The 18,278-nt window shown below is 68.6% G+C and carries 17 protein-coding genes; 12 read left to right on the top strand and 5 right to left on the bottom strand.

Going from position 1 to position 18,278, the window contains the following annotated elements; translation table 11 throughout:
• Positions 1 to 13: 13 nt before the first annotated feature.
• From D7X99_RS24475 to D7X99_RS24460, 4 genes are all read left to right on the top strand, one after another.
• Positions 14 to 1,108, top strand: a complete 1,095-nt coding sequence (locus D7X99_RS24475) for an AAA family ATPase (RefSeq protein ID WP_121779893.1) — start codon at positions 14 to 16, stop codon at positions 1,106 to 1,108.
• Positions 1,105 to 2,001, top strand: coding sequence for a tRNA pseudouridine(55) synthase TruB (truB, locus tag D7X99_RS24470; RefSeq protein ID WP_121779892.1), 897 nt, complete (start codon positions 1,105 to 1,107; stop codon positions 1,999 to 2,001). The genes D7X99_RS24475 and truB overlap by 4 nt, the downstream gene beginning before the upstream one ends.
• Positions 2,002 to 2,013: 12 nt before the next feature.
• Positions 2,014 to 2,610: a GNAT family N-acetyltransferase gene (locus D7X99_RS24465; RefSeq protein ID WP_121779891.1), complete on the top strand. Its 597-nt coding sequence runs from the start codon at positions 2,014 to 2,016 to the stop codon at positions 2,608 to 2,610.
• 207 nt (positions 2,611 to 2,817) lie between these two features.
• The gene (locus D7X99_RS24460) at positions 2,818 to 4,329 is read left to right on the top strand and encodes a hypothetical protein (protein ID WP_211483835.1); all 1,512 of its coding nucleotides are present in this window, start codon (positions 2,818 to 2,820) and stop codon (positions 4,327 to 4,329) included.
• Positions 4,330 to 4,411: 82 nt separating this feature from the next.
• Here D7X99_RS24460 and tkt read toward each other — a convergent pair whose 3' ends face one another.
• From tkt to D7X99_RS24440, 4 genes are all read right to left on the bottom strand, one after another.
• On the bottom strand, positions 4,412 to 6,469 hold the full coding sequence (tkt, locus tag D7X99_RS24455) for a transketolase (RefSeq protein ID WP_121779890.1): 2,058 nt from the start codon (positions 6,467 to 6,469) through the stop codon (positions 4,412 to 4,414).
• A 137-nt stretch (positions 6,470 to 6,606) separates the two neighbouring features.
• Entirely contained in the window at positions 6,607 to 7,539 is a 933-nt protein-coding gene (locus tag D7X99_RS24450) for an arginase family protein (RefSeq protein WP_121779889.1), read from the bottom strand.
• Between the two features lie 8 nt (positions 7,540 to 7,547).
• Positions 7,548 to 8,753, bottom strand: a complete 1,206-nt coding sequence (locus D7X99_RS24445; RefSeq protein ID WP_121779888.1) for a VWA domain-containing protein — start codon at positions 8,751 to 8,753, stop codon at positions 7,548 to 7,550.
• 20 nt (positions 8,754 to 8,773) lie between these two features.
• A complete protein-coding gene (locus D7X99_RS24440; RefSeq protein ID WP_121752773.1) occupies positions 8,774 to 9,622 on the bottom strand; it encodes a MoxR family ATPase in 849 nt (282 codons plus the stop codon).
• Between the two features lie 72 nt (positions 9,623 to 9,694).
• On the opposite strand from D7X99_RS24440, the gene D7X99_RS24435 reads away from it, so the two are divergent.
• The 6 genes from D7X99_RS24435 to D7X99_RS24410 all read left to right on the top strand — a co-directional run bounded on the left by D7X99_RS24435 (position 9,695) and on the right by D7X99_RS24410 (position 15,473).
• Positions 9,695 to 10,423: a vegetative protein gene (locus tag D7X99_RS24435; RefSeq protein ID WP_169824932.1), complete on the top strand. Its 729-nt coding sequence runs from the start codon at positions 9,695 to 9,697 to the stop codon at positions 10,421 to 10,423.
• Positions 10,424 to 10,554: 131 nt separating this feature from the next.
• Positions 10,555 to 11,091, top strand: coding sequence for a hypothetical protein (locus tag D7X99_RS24430; RefSeq protein ID WP_121779887.1), 537 nt, complete (start codon positions 10,555 to 10,557; stop codon positions 11,089 to 11,091).
• Positions 11,092 to 11,600: 509 nt separating this feature from the next.
• Positions 11,601 to 12,710 carry a 3-oxoacyl-ACP synthase III family protein gene (locus D7X99_RS24425; RefSeq protein ID WP_121779886.1) on the top strand — a complete coding sequence of 370 codons (1,110 nt, stop codon included), beginning with the start codon at positions 11,601 to 11,603 and terminating at the stop codon, positions 12,708 to 12,710.
• 45 nt (positions 12,711 to 12,755) lie between these two features.
• On the top strand, positions 12,756 to 13,373 hold the full coding sequence (locus tag D7X99_RS24420; protein WP_121779885.1) for a DUF2378 family protein: 618 nt from the start codon (positions 12,756 to 12,758) through the stop codon (positions 13,371 to 13,373).
• A gap of 54 nt (positions 13,374 to 13,427) precedes the next feature.
• Positions 13,428 to 13,943, top strand: coding sequence for a hypothetical protein (locus tag D7X99_RS24415; protein ID WP_121779918.1), 516 nt, complete (start codon positions 13,428 to 13,430; stop codon positions 13,941 to 13,943).
• 87 nt (positions 13,944 to 14,030) lie between these two features.
• On the top strand, positions 14,031 to 15,473 hold the full coding sequence (locus tag D7X99_RS24410) for a hypothetical protein (RefSeq protein ID WP_121779884.1): 1,443 nt from the start codon (positions 14,031 to 14,033) through the stop codon (positions 15,471 to 15,473).
• 1 nt (position 15,474) lies between these two features.
• Here D7X99_RS24410 and D7X99_RS24405 read toward each other — a convergent pair whose 3' ends face one another.
• A complete protein-coding gene (locus D7X99_RS24405; protein ID WP_120599893.1) occupies positions 15,475 to 15,957 on the bottom strand; it encodes a nuclear transport factor 2 family protein in 483 nt (160 codons plus the stop codon).
• 59 nt (positions 15,958 to 16,016) lie between these two features.
• Between D7X99_RS24405 and def the strand changes: the two genes are divergently transcribed.
• Both def and D7X99_RS24395 read left to right on the top strand, forming a co-directional pair.
• Positions 16,017 to 16,556 carry a peptide deformylase gene (def, locus tag D7X99_RS24400; RefSeq protein WP_121779883.1) on the top strand — a complete coding sequence of 180 codons (540 nt, stop codon included), beginning with the start codon at positions 16,017 to 16,019 and terminating at the stop codon, positions 16,554 to 16,556.
• A 3-nt stretch (positions 16,557 to 16,559) separates the two neighbouring features.
• Complete coding sequence (locus D7X99_RS24395; protein ID WP_121752768.1) at positions 16,560 to 17,264, top strand: sterol desaturase family protein; 705 nt, start codon at positions 16,560 to 16,562, stop codon at positions 17,262 to 17,264.
• Positions 17,265 to 18,278: the final 1,014 nt, after the last annotated feature.

The following is an 18,278-nucleotide window of genomic DNA, read 5'->3' as shown; positions in this document are numbered from 1 at the left end:
TCGCGCGCACGCCATGGCCCTCACGCGTCTGGACATCGCAGGCTACCGCTCCGTGCGTCAGCTCCACCTGGAGCTGGGGCCGGTGACCGTGGTGGTGGGGCCCAACGGCAGCGGCAAGACGAACCTGTACCGCGCGCTGTACCTGCTCGCGGCGGCGGCGGAAGGAAGGCTCGCGCGCACGCTGGCGGACGAGGGCGGCACCTCGAGCGTGATGTGGGCCGGCCCCCGTGACCCCAAGAAGCCGGCGCGCATGCGCGTGACGGTGGACCTGGACGACCTCACCTACGAATTGCAGTGCGGCGTGGTGCCCACGTCGCCACCCCAGACGATGTTCACCCTGGATCCGGAGGTGAAGGAGGAGCACCTCTGGGCGCACTCCGGAGGCCGGCATCTGGTGTTGATGGAGCGCAAGGACCGCACGGCCTTCCTTCGCGACGCGGACGGGAAGCGCGTCACGTTCCCCGCGGAGCTGTGGGGCTCGGAGTCGGTGATGGATCAGCTCGCCGAACCGCACCGCTTCCCCAGACTGGGCGAAGTCCAACGCACGTTGAGCGCGTGGCGCTTCTACCACCACTTCCGCACGGACCCGGACGCGCTGCCCCGGCACCCGCAGGTGGGCGTGCGCACGCCGGTGCTCGCGTCCGACGGGCGCGACCTCGCGGCGGCGCTCCAGACCCTCTGGGAGATTGGCGATGACCGCGCCCTGGAGCAGGGCATCGACGACGCCTTCCCCGGCTCCAGGCTGGAGGTGCGAGCGGAGGACGGACGCTTCAGCCTCTTCCTGCACATGCCCGGCCTGTCGAGGCCCATGTCCGCGCCGGAGCTGTCGGACGGGACGTTGCGCTACCTGTGTCTGCTGGCGGCGCTGCTCAGTCCCAGACCGCCGCCGTTCCTCGCGTTGAACGAACCGGAGACCAGCCTGCACCCGGACCTGCTGGAGCCCCTGGGCCGGCTCATCGTGCGAGCCTCCGAGTACAGCCAGGTCTGGGTGACGACGCACGCGGAAGCCCTGGCGACCGTCATCGCGGACAAGACCGGCACCTCGCCCGTGCACCTGGAGAAGCAGCAGGGCGCGACGACGGTGAAGCGGAACGGAAACAACGAATGACCCCCGGCCTCTACCTCACGCACAAGCCCGTGGGCGCCACCAGCTTCGCCACCGTCCGAGCCTTCCAGGAGGAAGCGCAGGCGACGAGGCCCGGCCGCCGCACGGCGCTGTGCCACGGCGGCACGTTGGATCCGTTCGCGGAAGGGCTGCTGCTGATGCTGGTGGGCCCGGCCACGCACCTCTTCGAACACCTGCACGCGGCGCCCAAGGTCTACGAAGCCCGCGTGGAGTGGGGCACGGAGATGGACACCGGCGACCTGCACGGACGCCCCGTGCACCAGGGGGACGCGACTGCGCTCACGCCTGCGCAACTCGAAGCAGCACTGAGCCCGTTCCTCGGCTGGACGGATCAAATCCCGCCCGCCACCAGCGCGAAGAAGCTCGGTGGAGAGCCCGCCTACCGCAAGGCCCACCGGGGCGAGGTCGTGGAGCTGCCTCCCTCGCGCGTGTACCTGCACACCGCGCGCTGGCTTTCGCACGACCTGCCCAAGGCCAGCATCCTGGAGCTCACCTGCCGGGGCGGCTACTACGTCCGCTCCCTGGCCCGAGACCTGGGACGCGCGCTCGGCTGCGGCGCGCACCTCTCCACGCTGAAGCGCACGGCCATCGGCCCGTGGAAGGACCCCGGCCCCGGCGCGCGCATCGAACGGCACGGCCGCGACCTGCTCCCCTGGACGTCCTCGCGAGCGCTCACGGACCAGGACGTGGGAGCCCTGCGCCAGGGCCAGTCCATCGCCGTCACGCCGCTCCAGCCCCCGGACTGGCGCCTGCCACCGGGCTACCCGGAGCCCCCGGGCCCGGTGCGAGGCTTCCACCAGGGGAAGTTGACCTTCCTGCTCACCCCGAGGGACGGAGCCCTCTGGCCCGAGACAGAGCTGCGCGGCGGCGTCTAGAACGGGCGCCCCATGGCGCCACCCGACCTGAAGACCGTGGAGCTCACCCCGGAGCTCTGGCCCGACCTCGAGAAGCTCTTCGGCCCCAACGGCGCCTGTGGCGGCTGCTGGTGCATGTTCTGGCGCATCCCGGAGGGCGAGCGCTACGACGACGTGCGAGGCCCTGAAGCAAAGCGCCGCTTCAAGGCCCTGGTCGCGAGCGGAGAGGCGAAGGGCGTCCTCGCCTACGCGGACGGCGTGCCGGTGGGCTGGGCCACCTTCGGCCCGCGCCGTTCGTTCTCGCGCCTGGACCGCGCCCCCAGCTTCACGTGCGACGACGCGGACACCGTCACCTCCGTGCCCTGCTTCTTCATCCACCGGAACTGGCGCAACCAGGGCGTGGCCAGCGCGCTGCTCGCCGCAGTGGAGGCCGCGGTGCGTCGCGAAGGCGCCGCCACCCTCGAAGGCTATCCGGTGAAGCTGCCCAAGGGCTCAGCGCGTATCAGCAACGGAATGGCCTACACGGGCACGCTCCCGTTCTTCCTCAAGCGGGGCTACGTCCACGTCGCGGACCGTCCCGCCGGCAAGCAGCGCGTGCGCAAGGCGCTCAAGCCCTCGCGCCGGAAGTGATGCCTTTCGTCACCACCCCGGGGGTGGGGGGATGGTGACTGTCATCACCTCTGGTGACTGTTGTCACCACCCGGGCTCTCGCGTCATCGCCGCGTAACCCATTGGAATCATTCAGGGTGTGCTGACCCAAGGGGCTGGCACGACGCGCGCAATAGGTCCCGGCATGACTGCTTCCGCAACGGAAGCCGCTCCTACCGGAGATCAAAAATGACCATCGCCAAGTCCGCTTCCACCGCCGTCGCCACCGCCCTCAACAGCAAGCCGGCCCTCGGCAACAAGGAGCTCGCGGTCCTGCGCGGCAGCTCGTCCCCGGCGAAGCAGGCGGCGGAGATGAAGGCCACCCTCAACAACATGAAGTCGCAGATGGCGGGCCTGAAGTCGCAGCTCAACGACCTGCAGTCCCGCCACGCGCACCTCGGTGACCGCTTCTCCGCGCAGGGCCACGGCTGCGTGGGCCCGCGTGACAACTGGCAGCCCAAGGACCTGGGCGCCATGGTGGAGATGAACAAGCTGAACCAGACCTCTGGCTCCATCGGCGCGGAGCAGTTCGCGGACAGCATCGAGGCCGCGGTCGGTGACCTGGACGGCCAGGCCGCCTCCGGTGAGTACCGCGCCGTCTCGGACTGGGCCGCCAACAACCGCGAGCGCCTCACCCCGGAAGCCCGCCAGGTGATGGACATCTACAGCAAGTACGCGGCGGTCTCCCAGGCGCGCGGCGAGTCCGGCATCCCCCAGGGCGACTTCAAGAAGATGCTCGCGGAGATGCGCGACGTGGGTGACGCCAGCGCGAAGAAGGCGCTCGCCAACCTGGACAGCAAGAGCCACGGCGGCACGGTGTCCGGCCAGGACATGGCCCGCGCCATCAAGACGGGCACCGCGGACCACGACGGCCAGGCCGGCGGCGCGGAGCTGAAGGAGTTCGAGAAGTGGGCCTCCAAGAACGAGAGCCGCCTGTCCCCGGAGGCCAAGGAGGTCCTGGACGTCTACCGCAAGCACACCCAGGCCGCCCAGGCGCAGGGCCGCACCGGTCTCACCGACAAGGAGACCGCCGCCATGAACAAGGAGCTGAGCAAGGTGGGCGCCGGTGACGTGAGCGCCCGCAAGGCCACGGAGGCGCTCGACAAGCAGAGCGGCCCCATCTCCGGCGAGGACCTCACCAAGGCCATCAAGGACGGCATCTCCGACACGGACGCCCACTCCTCCACCTCCGAGCTGAAGGAGTTCGAGAAGTGGGCCGCCAAGAATGAGAGCCGCCTCACGCCCGAGGCCAAGGAGGTCCTGAAGACCTACCAGCAGGCCGCGAAGAAGGCCGGCCCGGAGGGCATGACGCAGAAGGAGGCGGACGCCATGTTCAAGAAGATGGATGGCTTCAAGACCTTCCACGACAGCTCCATGCGCGACGCGCTGGAGGGCCTGGACGCCAAGAAGGGCAAGATCTCCGGCAACGACCTGACCGCCGCCATCGAGAAGGGCGCGGGCGACCTGGACGGCAACGCGGCCGGCACCGAGTTCACCGACACGATGAAGTGGGCGCGCCAGAACTACGACCGCCTCACGCCAGAGGCGAAGAAGGTGGTGGACACCTACGAGAAGTACGCCACCCGCTCGCAGGCCCAGGGCTCCACGGGCATCGACCAGAAGGACTTCAAGAAGATGATCAACGAGATGAAGTTCGTCAGCAACCCGCGCCCCACGCGCCCCGTGTTCTACGCGGCCTGATGTGAAGTGGGGGGATTGGAAGTCAGAGGTGTCCCGGACCTTCGGGGGAGGGTCCGGGACACTTCTTTTTTCTACAAGCGCGTCAGTGCTTCTTCGCCTTGGCGATGGTGGCGTGCGCTTCCTTCACCACGTTCTCCACGGTGAAGCCGAACTTCTGCTGCAGCGCCTTGATGGGGGCGGAAGCGCCGAAGCTGCGCATGCCGATGATGCTGCCGGTGTGTCCCGTCCAGCGCTCCCAGCCGAACGCCGCGCCCTTCTCCACCGCGACGCGAGCCTTCACGCCCGGGGGCAGCACGCTGTCCTGGTACTCCTGGGGCTGCTGCTCGAACAGCTCCCACGAAGGCATGCTCACCACGCGAGCCTTCACGCCCTCGGCCTTGAGCTTCTCCGCGGCCTCCACCACCAGCGCCACCTCCGTGCCCGTGCCGATGAGGATGACGTCCGGCGAGCCGCCCTCCGCCTCCAGCAGCGTGTACGCGCCCTTGGCCGTGCCGGAAGCGGGAGCGAACTTCGTGCGGTCCAGCGTGGGCACCGGCTGGCGCGACAGCACGAGCACCACCGGGTGGTGCTGCTGCTGCGCGATGTAGCGCCACGCCTCGGCCACCTCGTTGGCGTCGCCGGGGCGCAGCACCACGTTGCCCGGCACCGCGCGCAGGGACATCAGCTGCTCCACCGGCTGGTGCGTGGGGCCGTCCTCGCCCAGGCCAATGGAGTCGTGCGTGAAGATGTGGATGGACGGAATCTCCATCAGGGACGACAGGCGCATGGAGGGGCGCTCGTAGTCACTGAAGATGAGGAACGTGGCGCCGTAGCCGCGCACGTGGCTCAGGTTGAGGCCGTTGACGATGGAGCCCATCGCGTGCTCGCGCACACCGAAGTGGATGTTGCGGCCCGAGTACTCGCCCGGCTTGATGGACGTGGACGCGGAGATGTACGTCTTCGTGGACGGGTTCAGGTCCGCGGAGCCGCCGACGAGCCACGGGTAGTTCTTCGCCAGCGCGTTGAGCACCTTGCCGCCGGACTCACGGGTGGCCATGCCCTTCGCGTCCGCGGGGAACACGGGCAGCTCCTTGTCCCAGCCCTCGGGCAGCTCGCGCTTGAGCAGCGCCTCCAGCTCGCGAGCCAGCTCCGGGTGCTGCTTGCGGTAGTCCGAGACGGACTTCTCCCACGCGTCATGCAGCGCCTTGCCACGAGCGCCCATGCGCTCCTGGAAGCGCTCGCGCACGCCGTCGGGCACCAGGAACTGCGCGTCCTCGGGCCAGCCGTAGGCCTTCTTGGTGGCCTTGATTTCGTCGGCGCCCAGGGGCTCGCCGTGGGCGCTGGCGGAGCCCTGCTTCTTGGGCGAGCCGTAGCCGATGAACGAGTTGACGATGATGAGCGTGGGCTTGCCGCGCTCGTCCTTGAAGGAGCGGTAGGCCTTGGACAGCGCGTCCAGGTCGTTGGCGTCGGTGACCTTGAGCACGCGCCAGCCGTAGCCCTCGAAGCGGCGGCCCACGTCCTCCGTGAAGGCCAGGTCGGTGCTGCCGTCGATGGAGATGTGGTTGCTGTCGTAGATCCAGCACAGGTTGGGCAGCTGGAGGTGGCCCGCGAGCGAGGCGGCCTCGGACGCCACGCCCTCCATCATGTCGCCGTCGCCGCAGAGGGCGTAGACGTCATGGGTGAACAGGTCGAAGCCGGGCTTGTTGAAGTGGGCGCCCAGCCACTTGCTGGCGATGGCCATGCCCACGCTGTTGGAGACGCCCGCGCCCAGGGGGCCGGTGGTGGTCTCCACGCCGGTGGTCCAGTGGTACTCCGGGTGGCCCGGGGTGGCGGAGTCCAGCTGGCGGAAGTTGCGGATGTCGTCCAGGGACACGGCGGGGACGTCGGTGACCTTGGCGTCCTTCACGCGCTTCACGCCGGCCAGGTGCAGCAGGCTGTAGAGCAGCATGGACGCGTGGCCATTGGACAGGATGAAGCGGTCGCGGTCCGGCCAGTTGGGCTGGGCCGGGTCGTAGCGCAGCTCCTGCTGCCACAGCTGGTAGGCCACGGGAGCCAGCGCCATGGGCGCGCCCGGGTGGCCAGAGTGGGCCTTCTCCACCGCGTCCATGGACAGCGTGCGGATGGTGTTGATTGCCTGGGTATCGATTTTCTCGGTCGTCATGCGGCCTCCCGCGCAGGACTGCGTCGCGGGCGCACCATGCCGTAACTGGAGCCGCCGCGCCGCACCAAACGCGCCCGTCCGTCGGCAGTCACACCGACGGCCGGGCAGGGGGCCGGGGCTCTTTTTCCGGGAATGCGCTACGGGACGCGACCGCTCTGGACGAACGCCGCGACCACTGCATCGGTGAAGGCCCGGGCGCAATGGCCTTCCGGGTCCAGGTCGGGGTCCAGGATGGTGAGCTCCAGGCCCACCGCCTGGGGGCTCGCGAGCAATGACGCCAGCAGCGTGGTCAACTCCTCCAGGCGCATCCCGTCCGGATTGGGAGAATCCACGGCGGGCATGACGCTCAGGTCCAGCACGTCCGCGTCCACGTGGATCCAGAACCCCGTGAGCCCTCGGGCCTCCAGTCGGGAGCGGGCCTCGTCGCCCACGGACTTCGCGCCGCGCTCACGGATGACGGTGAGCGGCAGTGAAGCAATGCGGGAGGTGTCGAACTCGTGCACCGCGGCTTCGGCGGTGTCCTCGGCGGTGCGGGACAGGCCCAGGTGCACGACGTCCTCTTCGCGCAGGTAGGGCTTGAGGCCCTCCAGGTCGCACAGGGCATCGGGGCCATGTCCGGTGGCCAGCGCCAGGTCCAGCCCCGCCGCGGTGAACCAGCCCGCCATGCGGGCGCGGTCCTTCACGTAGGAGAAGTCATCATGCGCGTCAATGAACGCCAGCCCATGCGCCCCGGCCCGCCGCAGCGCGAGCGAGGAGCCCACGAGCACGCTGCAATCCCCACCCAGCAGCAGCACGAACCGTCCCCCGGCCCGCAGCGCGCCGACGCGATCCGCGAGCGCCACGCTGTAGCGGCCCAGCGCCGCGCCGTTGCGGAAGCCGATGTCCGGCTCCGCCTCGGGTGAGTACGCAGGTGGCGTCACGACGCCCGCGTCCTCCGCGCCCAACCGCGCCACGATGCCCTGCGCGCGCAGGACCCGGGGCAGTTGAAACACACCCGGAATCGCGCCCGGGGAAGCGGGCCGCAGCCCCAGGTTGGACGGCGCATCCAGGACGCTGATGGGCAGGAACATGGGCGTTGCTACCTCCGGGCCGCCGCACCGCGAGGCGTCTTCCCTCGGGTGAGGTGGTTCACCGCCTCACCCAGGCCCTCCACGGTGAGAGCGAACATGGGGAACACGTTGGCGATGACCGCGATGCTGCCCGAGCGCCACGACCCACGAGGCTCCGGGTTGAGCCACACGTTGCGCTCGAAGTGCTGCGCCAGTTGCATCAGCCACGTGAGCCCTTCCAGGCCCTCCTGGCGGTACTGGCCATTGGCATCCGTGCGGATGCCCAGCTCATACGGGGCCATGGACGCATCGCCCACCATCACCAGCTTGTGATGTCTTCCCACCTGCGCGGTGAGCTCCGGCACGGTGATGCCGCCCGTCAGCTGCGGCGTGGCGTACAGCTTCCCGTAGACGCAGTTGTGGAAGTAGTAGGTGCGCAGTTCCTTGAAGTGCGTGGCCTGGCTGGCGACGCTGAACAGCCGGCTCACCAGGTGCGCGTACGGGTCCATGGACCCGCCCACGTCCATGCACAACACCACACGCGTATTGGGCCGGCGCGGCGGACGCGTGACCACCTCCAGCTCGCCCGCGTTCTTCGCGGTGGCGGCGATGCTCTCGTCCACGTCCAATTCCTCCGCCACGCCCTCGCGAGCGAAGGCCCGCAGCTTGCGCAGCGCCACCGCCAGCTGCCGCGTGTCCAGCACCAGGTCGTCGCGGTAGCCCGCGTACTTGCGAGCCCCGGCCTGCCACAGCGCCTGACCCTGCCGCCCGCCCGTGCCGCCAATGCGCACGCCCTGCCGGGCCACGCCGTTGTTGCCAAAGGCAGACGCGCCGCCCGTGCCCACCCAGCGGTTGCCGCCGTCGTGGCGCTCGGTCTGCTCCTTCAGGCGCTGCTCCAGCTGCCGCCGCAGCTCTTCAGGGTCCCACTGCTCCAGGAGCGCAATCTCCTCCGGGCTCAGGTCGGTGCGCTCCTTGGCCTCTTCCAGCCAGGACAACAGCTCCTCGGTGAGCTTCAGCGCGTCGGAGGCGACGCCCTGGAAGTGGAAGAGGAACGCCTGGTCAAAGGCATCCAGCTGCGTCTCCGAGTGCACCAGGAGCGCGCGAGCCACGTGGTAGAACCCATCCAGGCTGCTGTCATGCAGCCCGGCCTTCAGCGCCCCGGCGAGGGCGAGCGCTTCCTGCGCGCCCACCTTCACCCCGCGCTTTCGCAGCTCGTAGAAGAACGGCAGGAACATGGCGTGGCTCCCGGGCTGTCTTAAGCGCGCGTCCGCCGGCCGCGTCCGAAGGCTTCCGCCACCGCCACCAGGTCCTGCTCCTTCTTGAGCAGCGCACCCAGGAACGGAAGCTGCTCCTCCAGCTTCAACTCCACGACGCCGTTGGCCTTGAGCACGGAAATCCAGTCGATGAGCTCGCTCGTGGACGGCCGCTTGCGCAGGCGCGTCATCGCGCGCAGCTCGTAGAAGACCTTCATCGCCTGGTCCGCCAGCGCCGAGTCCAGCCCCGGGTGGTGCACGTCCACGATGCGCTGCATGAGCTCGCGCTCCGGGAAGTCGATGAAGTGGAACACGCACCGGCGCAGGAACGCGTCAGGCAATTCCTTCTCGTTGTTGCTGGTGATGAGCACCACGGGGCGGTTCTTCGCCACGACCTCGTCGTTGGTCTCGGAGATGCGGAAGCGCATCCGGTCCAACTCGTGGAGCAGGTCGTTGGGGAACTCCAGGTCCGCCTTGTCCACTTCATCGATGAGGAGCACCACGCGCTCCTGCGAAGCGAAGGCCTCGCCCAGCGGCCCCATGCGGATGTATCGCCGGATGTCTCGCACGTCCCCGTCCCCGAAGCGCGAGTCATACAGCCGCTGCACGGTGTCGTAGACATACAAGCCGTCCTGCGCGCGCGTGGTGCTCTTCACGTGCCAGGTGAGCAGCTTCAATCCCAGTCCCTGGGCAATCGCTTCCGCCAGCAGCGTCTTGCCCGTACCGGGCTCGCCCTTGACCAGCAGGGGGCGCTGGAGCGTGAGGGCGCAGTTGACGGCCGCCTGCAGGCCTTCGCTCGTGAGGTAGGAGTCGGTGCCGCGGAAGCGAACGGGAGTGGGAACCGGAGTCATGGATGGTTCCTTTAACATCCTGGGGAATGTTTCCATCCCTCCCCGGGCGGTTGGGTGTATATCCTGCCCCACATGGCCCCACTTTCCCTTGAAACCGAACTTCGCGACATGGTCCGCCGCGAGTTGCAACTGCAACTGGCTCCCGTTCAGAAGGCCGTGGCCCGTATGGCCAAGGGGCTGGATGCGTTGGATGCGCTGCGCGCGGTGACCGACCGCCTGGCGCCGCTGTCCAGCCGCCTGGGAGCCGTGGCGGGCGTGCGCACGCCCTCGCTGGCGCCGGAGCCGGTTGCCCGCCGCCGTCCGGGCCGTCCGCCGAAGTCCGCCGCCGCGAAGGCCGCGCCCGCCGCGAAGTCCCCGGGCCGTCCGCCGAAGGCCGCGCCCGTCGCGAAGGCCGCGCCCGCCGCGAAGGTCGCGCCCGCCGCGAAGGTCGCGCCCGCCGCGAAGGCCGCGCCCGTGAAGGCGCCCGCCGCGAAGTCCCCGGGCCGTCCGCCGAAGGTCGTCGCCGCGGAAGACAACCAGGCCTGCGCCGTCATCGGTTGCAAGCGCCAGAGCCGCTCCAAGGGCTACTGCTCGGCGCACTACCAGAAGCTGCGCCTGCTCATCCGCACGGGCCGCCGCCCGGACGCGTGGGTGGATGGCGCGAAGCCGCAGTCGGTCCCGGACCTCACGCTGCCGAGGGGGCGTGCGGGCAGCCAGGCGCTGAAGGAAGCGGCGAAGCCGGCCGCGCCCGCGGTGCCGCCCAAGCCCAAGGCGTGGCTGCGCAAGAAGGGCTCCAGCGGCGGCATGGTGTCGCTGACCTGACGGAGGACGTCGTCCGTGCTCCTCCCCGCGTGACGGGTCGCCCCGAGCGGCCCGCCGTGCGTGCCTCGGGACCGACACGGATTGCTTCCTTCGATTGACATGCGGGCCGTGGCGGTGTGAATCCCGGCCCCATGAGCGAGCAATATCCAGTCACCGTCGCGGTCCGCCGTCCCGACGGTTCGGTGGAGCAGGTCCGGGTGGGCACGGCGTACAGGAACGACGACGGCTTCACGCTTCAACTGGGCGAGCTGTCCATGAGCGCCACGCCCGTCGCGGCGTCGGCCCCGGCGTATCGCCGGCCCGCGGCCTCGGGTGCCCCGTCCGGTGGTGGTGGTGGCGGCGGCGACGGCATGCTCCTGCCCAACTACGGCCGCAGCAAGGGCGCCCCCGTCTACGGCGCCAGCCTCCAGGACCTGGAGTTCTACGCCAACGGCGCGCGCCGCTCTCTGTCGGACCCCAGCAAGTCGCGCTGGCACGACAAGGAGCGCCAGCTCCTGGCCTCCATCGAGGCGGAGATCGCCCGGCAGCGCGGTGACGGCGGCGGCGGCGGTGGCGAGCCCCCCGCGCGCGGTGGCGGTGGAGGCCGGGGCGGTGGCTATGGCTTCGGCAACCCGCCGGACGACGGCGACATCCCGCCCCCCGGCGACGACGACAACATCCCCTTCTAAAGGGGGGACGATCCAATCGGACCCGCCCCGCGCAATATTCGAAGAGGAAGCCAGTGCGGTTCGCGGGAGATCCGACTTTCCGTGCCCTGCGTAGTGCAGCCGGGCCCGGTGCGACCTGCTGGCGATGGGGGGGAGGCGCGGCGGGCTTGTCGTCAGTCCACCGCCCGCCCGGCAGGGGGCGGCGGACCCTTGCCGACGGGAGGGCGATTGACAGTGTCGAGCCAATGGCAGACACCATGAGTCTCTCCGGTGTCCACTAATAGTGAATTGACACGTCGCGTGTGATTCATTCCACGTCGATGGCTTCACTTCTGAAACATTCCGCATCCTACGGATTTCACAGGCCTCTTGGGCTGTTCGGCCCTGGCCTGTGCTTCACGAATGACGCGTCCAGAAACAGGAACTCCGTCTTTCCAAGGGCTTAGGAAGTGGCCTGGAACGTGCTCTATGCACGCGTGCCAGGGAATCCATCCCGTCCGGCGAGGCTGTGAAATCGCGAGGCCATGGTAATGACCGAACGGGTGTGTGTGGTGGGCGCGGGTTCGTTCGTCCCAGCACGGACCATCTCCAACGAGCGGATCGCGAAGGCGATCCCCGGTTGGTCGGCCGCCCGCATCGAAGAGAAGATTGGCATCAAGGAGCGCCGCTTCCTCTGGGACTTCGACGACGAGACGGGCCGCGCCATCCCTCCGCCGGACGACGTGCTGGGGCGCTTCTATCCGGCGACCAACACGGACATGTGCGAGGTGTCGCTGCGCCAGGCGCTGTCCCGCGGCGGCGTGGATCCGAAGGAGCTGGACGCGCTCTTCGTGGTGACGTGCACCCCGGACGCGCCGCACTTCAACCACGACGCCATGGTGTTGCACGAGCGGCTGGGCCTGCGCGAGGACGCCTTCGCGCTGGTGGTGGATGACGGCTGCGGCGGCACGCCCTATGTGCTGGACCTGGTGCGCAAGATGATGGAGGGCGGCCGCTTCCGCACGGTGGCGGTGGTGGCCTCGGCGTTCACCTCGCCGCTGCTCAACCGGGAGGTCTACACGGACGAGTTGCCGCCCACGCCGGGCCGCCCCAAGGCGCTCAACGCCTACCTGTCCATGTATGTCTTCGGTGACGGCGCGGGCGCGGTGGTGCTGCGCAAGCAGGAGGGTGACGAGGACGGTCCGGGCATCCTCTCCTCGTTCTCCGGCAACGCGTACGCGGAGCTGGTGACGCGCCGGGGCGGCGGCATGCTGAAGCTGCCCTACCAGCAGGGGCGCACGCGCCCGTCCGACATGGCCTTCGTGGTGGACGGCTTCAAGGTCGCGCGCAGCTACCCGGAGTACATGCAGAAGTGCCTGGACGCGGTGCTCACCCCCACGCTGCGTGAACAGGTGAAGCGCTACTACTTCCACCAGCCCAACAAGCGGGTGATGGACTCGTTCGTGACCCGGGCGGGTCTGCCCAAGGAGTCGGTGGCCTGCAACGTGGATCGCATTGGCAATACGTCCGCGGCCGGGATGTTGATTCTTCTAGCGGACGACCTGGAGCAGGGTCGTGTTGCACTCGGCAGTGGGGACCTGGTGGTGGTGGCGGCTGTCGGAGCCAACGTCCATTATGGGGCCCAGCTCGTGCGGCTGTAGCGCGCACGCGTGTTCATCTCCTCCCCCCCGGAGATTCCCCCCTCTATGAATCAGCAGCGCAAGGAAGTCGCGGTCCTGGAGCCAGCCATTGCCCAGGATCTTGAGAAGCGTTTGGCCCTGGCGACCCCCGACGACACGGCCCGAGGAATGTTCTTCAACGGCGCGTTGAACGCGGTGCGCATCCTGGGCGGTGATGCCGCGGTGGAGAAGTGCCTGGCGGTGGTGCAGGAGAAGAAGTTCGTCGACTTCTTCAACTACCCGGTGGCGGGCTTCCTGAAGCTGTCCTTCACGGGAGCGCAGTTGATGGGCCCGCAGCTGGGCGGCTTCGACGCGATGTTGCGCAAGATGGGCACGCAGGCGACCACGGATTTCCTGTCATCGGCGGCGGGCAAGACGCTGTTGCTGCTCGCGGGTGACAGCCCCAAGCGGCTGGTGACGAACCTGCCCACGGGCTACCGCGCGGCGGTGAGCTACGGCGAGCGCAGCGTGGAGTGGTCCAGCGACCGCGCGGGCAAGCTCACGATGAAGCGGGACTTCATGCCGCCCGCGTACCACGAAGGCGTGCTCCAGGGAGTCATCGAGGCGCTCGGTGCCCGAGGCGTCCAGGTGAAGGGCCGGCAGACGGGCCCGGTGGACACGGAGTACGCGCTGTCCTGGCAGTGAGCGGAGCACGAACCCAGCGGTCCTCGCTGTCCTCGACGAAGGATGGGTTTGAACATGACTCAAGGACAGGCGGGGGCCCCGGTGCGGCTGCGGTCCGGCGACGAATGGGTGTATGCCTTTCGCTCGCAGGAGGACGCCGCGACGCCACCGGATGAAGCGGTATGCGCGGCGGCGCCCTTCACGCCCACCGTGAAGCTGGGCGCGGGCTTGTATGTGCCCGCCGGTGACGGCGGCTACGAAAGGGTGGGCTCGGCCACGGCCTGCTTCCGGCTGACGGACCGGGCCTTCACGCCAGGCACGCAGGTCCCGTTCTACGCGCGCTTCCTCCTGCCGGTGGGAGCCTTCACCGCGCAGGGCGAGTGTGTGCTCGTGAGCAACGACCAGCCCCAGGCGGGCGTGGTGCTCGCGGGAGGTGCGCTCAAGCTGGTGGAAGTCCCGCCGGGCTTCGTGGGCGGCGTGATGACGAACCTGAGCGTGTTCAACCCGCTCAAGCTGCCCGGCTTCGCCACGGGCTCGTACTACACGCTCTACACCTTCCGGAAGGAAGGCACGGGCGCCGCCGCGCCCTGAGTGGCACCCCAGGATGAGCAGGAATGTCGGGGATGCCTGGGAGAATACGTCCCTGGGCATCCGACGCCATCACCAGGGGGACGACGCATGGAAAGCAGGTGGAATCCGCTCTACGAATCGCTCGGCTATCGCCCGCCCGCGAGCGGAAGGGCCATGCCGGCGGAAGCACCGCCGCCAGAGGACACGGACCTGCCCCTCCTCGGCCCGGAGGAGCTGGAGGCGCTCAAGACCGCCTTCCTGCGGGAGCCGGAGGACGTGCTGCGCTGGACGGAGAGTGGCCTGGGCGCGAAGGTCACGGTGGGCGCGTTCGTGGAGGCGCTGCGAGAGCTTGAGCTGCTCTTCACGGACCCCGGCCAGCTCCAGGAGCAGCTGGACGCGACCGAGCGCCACGCCCGTCAGGGGACGGGAGGTCTGCCCGCGGACTTCACCTTCCCGCTGAGGACGGAGGAGATCGCCATCGACCCCACGCGCACGCGCTTCGAGCCGCAAGCGGACCTGCGAGGCTGGCTGTTGTTCAGTGGCCCCGTGTGGCTGGAGCAGGGCGCGGCGGCGCGGCAGGCCCCATTCCGCTGGCACTTCGGAGCGAAGAGCCGCTTCGTGTACCCATTGCGAGAGCCGGAGCCCGGCCGCCCGGTGGAGGTGGCGCTCTTCGGAGACTTCGGCACGGGCGAATACGCTTCCCGGTACATCGCCCGGCAGTTGGTGATGCGCGGCGAGCGCCTGGACTGCGCGGTGCATCTGGGCGGTGTCTTCTACTCGGGCCGCCAGGGCGAATTCGACGCGCACCTGGCGGAGCCGCTGGAGCCACTGCTCGGGACGACGGCGCTGCTGACGTTGAACGCGCCGCCGGAGATGCGCTCGGGAGCGGGGGCCTACTTCCGCTATCTGGACGAGCGGCGGGGCGCGAGTTCCCGTCACCCGCAGGAGGGCAGCTACTTCAGCCTCACCGCGGAGCGCTTCCAGCTCATCGGTCTGGACACCGCATGGTTCGAAGCGGGCCGCCACCGCGAGCCCGCGCTGCTGCAATGGCTGGAGCAACGCCTGTCGGAAGGACGCCGGCGGGGAGCGATGAACATCCTGCTGACCCATGCCGCGCCCTACGGTCCGGGCGCGGAGCGGCTCGCCCCGCTGGTGACGGAGGACCTGCGCACCCTGGTCGTGGAGCGCGAGTGGGTGGACCTCTGGTGCTGGGGAGGCGCCCAGGCCGGAGCGTTGTACGACCGCGCACCGGGCCTGCCCTTCCTTGGCGCGAGCCTGGGCCACGGAGGCTTTCCCTCCGAGCGCAGGGATGCCCCGGAGTACCCGGTGGCACCGGTTCGCTTCTTCGAATCCCGGCCGCGCTTCCCGGAATGGACGGGCGTGCGCCAGGACCGGGGCAACCACGGTCACGCGTCGCTGTGGCTGCACGCGGACGGCAACGCGTCGTTGCGCTACACGGACTGGATGGGCCAGGTGCGCTGCGAGGCGACCCTCTCACGCCAGGGCCCCAAGGGGCCGGTGACGCTGAAGACGCTCGACGTGAGGGAGTAACTCAGGGCCCCTGAATGCCGCGCTCCTTCATGTACTTGCGCAGGCCCGCGGCGCCCTGGGCGCGCACCTTGTTGTGCAAGAGCGGCGTCCACCCGAGCGCCCATCCCACCGGCCCCAGCGCCTGCCGCGACCAGGTCCAGAAGGGGAACCGGTCGGTGTGGCGGATGATTTTCCCGTCGGCGAACTCGAAGGTCGCGTCGATGCGGTTGAGCACCTTCCGGCCCGACTGGCTGAAAGTGTAGGTCGCATCCCAGTGGGCGCTGCCGGTGCGGTCATCGGCCTGGACCTGACTGAAGACGAGCTCCAGGTCCTTGCCGCGCTCCAGCAGCATGCGCCACATGGAGGTGGCCCCCGCGTAGCGCAGGCCCTGGAACACGGCGTCGTTGAACTCCACGTCCGGGTGATAGCAGGCGGCCATGCCGTCCGCGTCGCGCCGCTGGAAGGCCGAATAGAAGTCGGTGATGAGCTGGGCGTTCGGGTGCATGCCGCCGGTCTAGCGGAACTGCCGAGCAATGGAAGGGGCCGCATGGCAAAGTCCGCCGCATGGCTCGCGACATCGTCATCTGGCCCCACAAGGTTCTCACCACGTCTACCCAGCCCGTGACCGACTTCGGCCCGGCGCTCGAAACGCTCCTCCAGGAGATGGCGGAGGCCATGGCGGAAGCCAAGGGCATCGGCATCGCGGCCAACCAGGTGGGAGTCCCCCTGCGAGTGGCCATCGTCGGCCGCGAGGACGGCACCCAGTTCGAAATCGTGAACCCCCAGCTGCTCTCGAAGGAGGGGAGCGTGAAGCTGGAGGAGGGCTGCCTCTCCGTGCCGGACGTCTGGGAGAAGTGCTCCCGCGTCGAGCGCGTGAAGGTCCGCTACCAGGACAAGACGGCCCAGTGGCACGAACTGGAGGCGGACGGCCGGCTCGCGCACGTGCTCCAGCACGAAATCGACCACCTGGACGGCCACGTCTTCGTGGACCACCTCTCCAGCCTGAAGCGCACCCTCATCCTGGACCGCATGAAGAAGCTGCAGAAGTCGCTCGCGCGCCGGAAGGAAGAGCCCGCGGAAGGCAAGGGAACGAAGCACTCCTGACGCATGGAACCGCACCCTGTCCCCCGCAAGGTCCTGGCCTTCCGTGAGGAGTACCGGGCCCAGGCCATCGGGCCCGGCTACCGGGGGCAGGTCCACTTCGCCTTCACCAGCCTCGTCTGCCTGGGGGGAATCGCCCTGGCGCTGAGCCAGCTGGAGGCCCCCCGCCTCTGGGAGCTGCTCGGAGTCCCCGCGGTCATCGCGCTCGCGAACGTGGTCGAGTTCCTCGGGCACCGGGGCCCCATGCACCACCGCACCCGGGGCCTGGGCCTGATGTTCGAGCGGCACACCGTCCAGCACCACCGCTTCTTCACCCACGAGGCGATGGCGTACGAGTCCAGCCGGGACTTCAAGATGGTGCTCTTCCCGCCGGTGCTGCTCCTCTTCTTCCTGGGAGCCATCGCCGCCCCGCTAGGCGCCCTCTGCTTCCTGCTGATTTCCCCCAACGCGGGCTGGCTCTTCGCCGCCACGGCGCTCGGCTACTACCTGGCGTACGAGTGGGTGCACTTCACCACCCACCTGCCGAGCAACCACTGGAGCGCCCGGCTGCCCGGCATCTCCTTCCTCCGGCGTCACCACCAGGTGCACCACGATCCCAGCCGGATGGGCCGCCACAACTTCAACATCACCTTTCCCCTCTCGGACGGGCTCTTCGGGACGCGATGGCGCGCCCCGCTGGATGAGGAGCAGGCGGCACGCCGAGGGAAGTGACGGGGAAAGAAGAAAGCCGGAGCCGGGGGTTCACACCTTGGAACGGCGTGCCCATATCCCCGGCGGCTGAGTCGAATGATCAGGCCCGGATCAATCAGGGTTTGACGTCGCCGAACCGAAGCGTTAGAGACTGGACCTCCGCGCAACGGACCGCTGGCCCTCGGGCCTCGGGAAGTCAGCGCGGGGAAGAAAAGGATCGACGAAGGTTGTTGATCCCGAACGCGGCAAAGAGGTAGAAGCCGCGCCCCGCCCGAACCGGACCGAAAGCAGCACCTCGGAACGCAGAGAGCGGACAGCAGCAAACGGTCGCCACCAAAATGGTTGATCGCGGATGCGGTGGTGGTACAAGCCGCGCCCCTCACCTCGAAGCCCGCGCACTGGCGCGGAAGGCACTTCGTGGAGAGAGCAGCACCGACAAGGAAATAGGGCAGTCAACGAGCGAGTTGACAGCGAACGCGGCGAAGAGATAGAAGCCGCGCCCCACCGAAGAAGCAGCAGTCCGGAAAGCAACACGACGGACGCAAAGCGGTGAGGAAAGCTGACAGCAAGCGGTTGACAGGGAAGACGGCGCCGAAGTAGAAGCCGCTCCCCTTCGAAAAGAAACGGCGGAAGTCACTGGACGGCGCCGACGAACTTCGAAGCAGCCCGCAGGACGCAAAAGCGAAGTTGACGCTGACTGCGAACTGAAATAGAAGCTGCAGCCCCGCTGGTTGAAACGAAACCAGCAGCGAAGTAGACGGTAGCAAAAGTCGCGAAGCAGCACAAGCGGCTCGGTCTTTGAAAACCAAATAGCAAGCCCAAGAAGTAATGGATTGCGGAAACCCGCAGTCAATTTTTTGAGGGCGCTTCACCTCGAGAGCAGCGCTGAAAAGCGCAGCGAGAGGGAAGTGCCGACGAATCAGCGAGCCGAGACTCCTTAGCCGGGTCTCGGGGAACGCCGGTTCAAGCAAACCAAGAATACAATTGGAGAGTTTGATCCTGGCTCAGAACGAACGCTGGCGGCGTGCCTAACAC

It is taken from the genome of Corallococcus sp. AB032C (assembly GCF_003668935.1).
Lineage (GTDB): Bacteria > Myxococcota > Myxococcia > Myxococcales > Myxococcaceae > Corallococcus > Corallococcus exiguus.
This window is presented reverse-complemented; position numbering and strand designations above follow the sequence as displayed.

What these genes read in the sequence shown, in the direction of transcription:
- D7X99_RS24445 (WP_121779888.1), bottom strand. Translation starts at nt 8,753, where the DNA reads ATGTTCCTGCCGTTCTTCTACGAGCTGCGAAAGCGCGGGGTGAAGGTG.
- D7X99_RS24450 (WP_121779889.1), bottom strand. Translation starts at nt 7,539, where the DNA reads ATGTTCCTGCCCATCAGCGTCCTGGATGCGCCGTCCAACCTGGGGCTG.
- D7X99_RS24475 (WP_121779893.1), top strand. Translation starts at nt 14, where the DNA reads ATGGCCCTCACGCGTCTGGACATCGCAGGCTACCGCTCCGTGCGTCAG.
- D7X99_RS24435 (WP_169824932.1), top strand. Translation starts at nt 9,695, where the DNA reads ATGGCCCCACTTTCCCTTGAAACCGAACTTCGCGACATGGTCCGCCGC.
- D7X99_RS24430 (WP_121779887.1), top strand. Translation starts at nt 10,555, where the DNA reads ATGAGCGAGCAATATCCAGTCACCGTCGCGGTCCGCCGTCCCGACGGT.
- tkt (WP_121779890.1), bottom strand. Translation starts at nt 6,469, where the DNA reads ATGACGACCGAGAAAATCGATACCCAGGCAATCAACACCATCCGCACG.
- D7X99_RS24425 (WP_121779886.1), top strand. Translation starts at nt 11,601, where the DNA reads ATGACCGAACGGGTGTGTGTGGTGGGCGCGGGTTCGTTCGTCCCAGCA.
- D7X99_RS24415 (WP_121779918.1), top strand. Translation starts at nt 13,428, where the DNA reads ATGACTCAAGGACAGGCGGGGGCCCCGGTGCGGCTGCGGTCCGGCGAC.
- def (WP_121779883.1), top strand. Translation starts at nt 16,017, where the DNA reads ATGGCTCGCGACATCGTCATCTGGCCCCACAAGGTTCTCACCACGTCT.
- D7X99_RS24395 (WP_121752768.1), top strand. Translation starts at nt 16,560, where the DNA reads ATGGAACCGCACCCTGTCCCCCGCAAGGTCCTGGCCTTCCGTGAGGAG.
- D7X99_RS24405 (WP_120599893.1), bottom strand. Translation starts at nt 15,957, where the DNA reads ATGCACCCGAACGCCCAGCTCATCACCGACTTCTATTCGGCCTTCCAG.
- truB (WP_121779892.1), top strand. Translation starts at nt 1,105, where the DNA reads ATGACCCCCGGCCTCTACCTCACGCACAAGCCCGTGGGCGCCACCAGC.
- D7X99_RS24420 (WP_121779885.1), top strand. Translation starts at nt 12,756, where the DNA reads ATGAATCAGCAGCGCAAGGAAGTCGCGGTCCTGGAGCCAGCCATTGCC.
- D7X99_RS24465 (WP_121779891.1), top strand. Translation starts at nt 2,014, where the DNA reads ATGGCGCCACCCGACCTGAAGACCGTGGAGCTCACCCCGGAGCTCTGG.
- D7X99_RS24460 (WP_211483835.1), top strand. Translation starts at nt 2,818, where the DNA reads ATGACCATCGCCAAGTCCGCTTCCACCGCCGTCGCCACCGCCCTCAAC.
- D7X99_RS24410 (WP_121779884.1), top strand. Translation starts at nt 14,031, where the DNA reads ATGGAAAGCAGGTGGAATCCGCTCTACGAATCGCTCGGCTATCGCCCG.
- D7X99_RS24440 (WP_121752773.1), bottom strand. Translation starts at nt 9,622, where the DNA reads ATGACTCCGGTTCCCACTCCCGTTCGCTTCCGCGGCACCGACTCCTAC.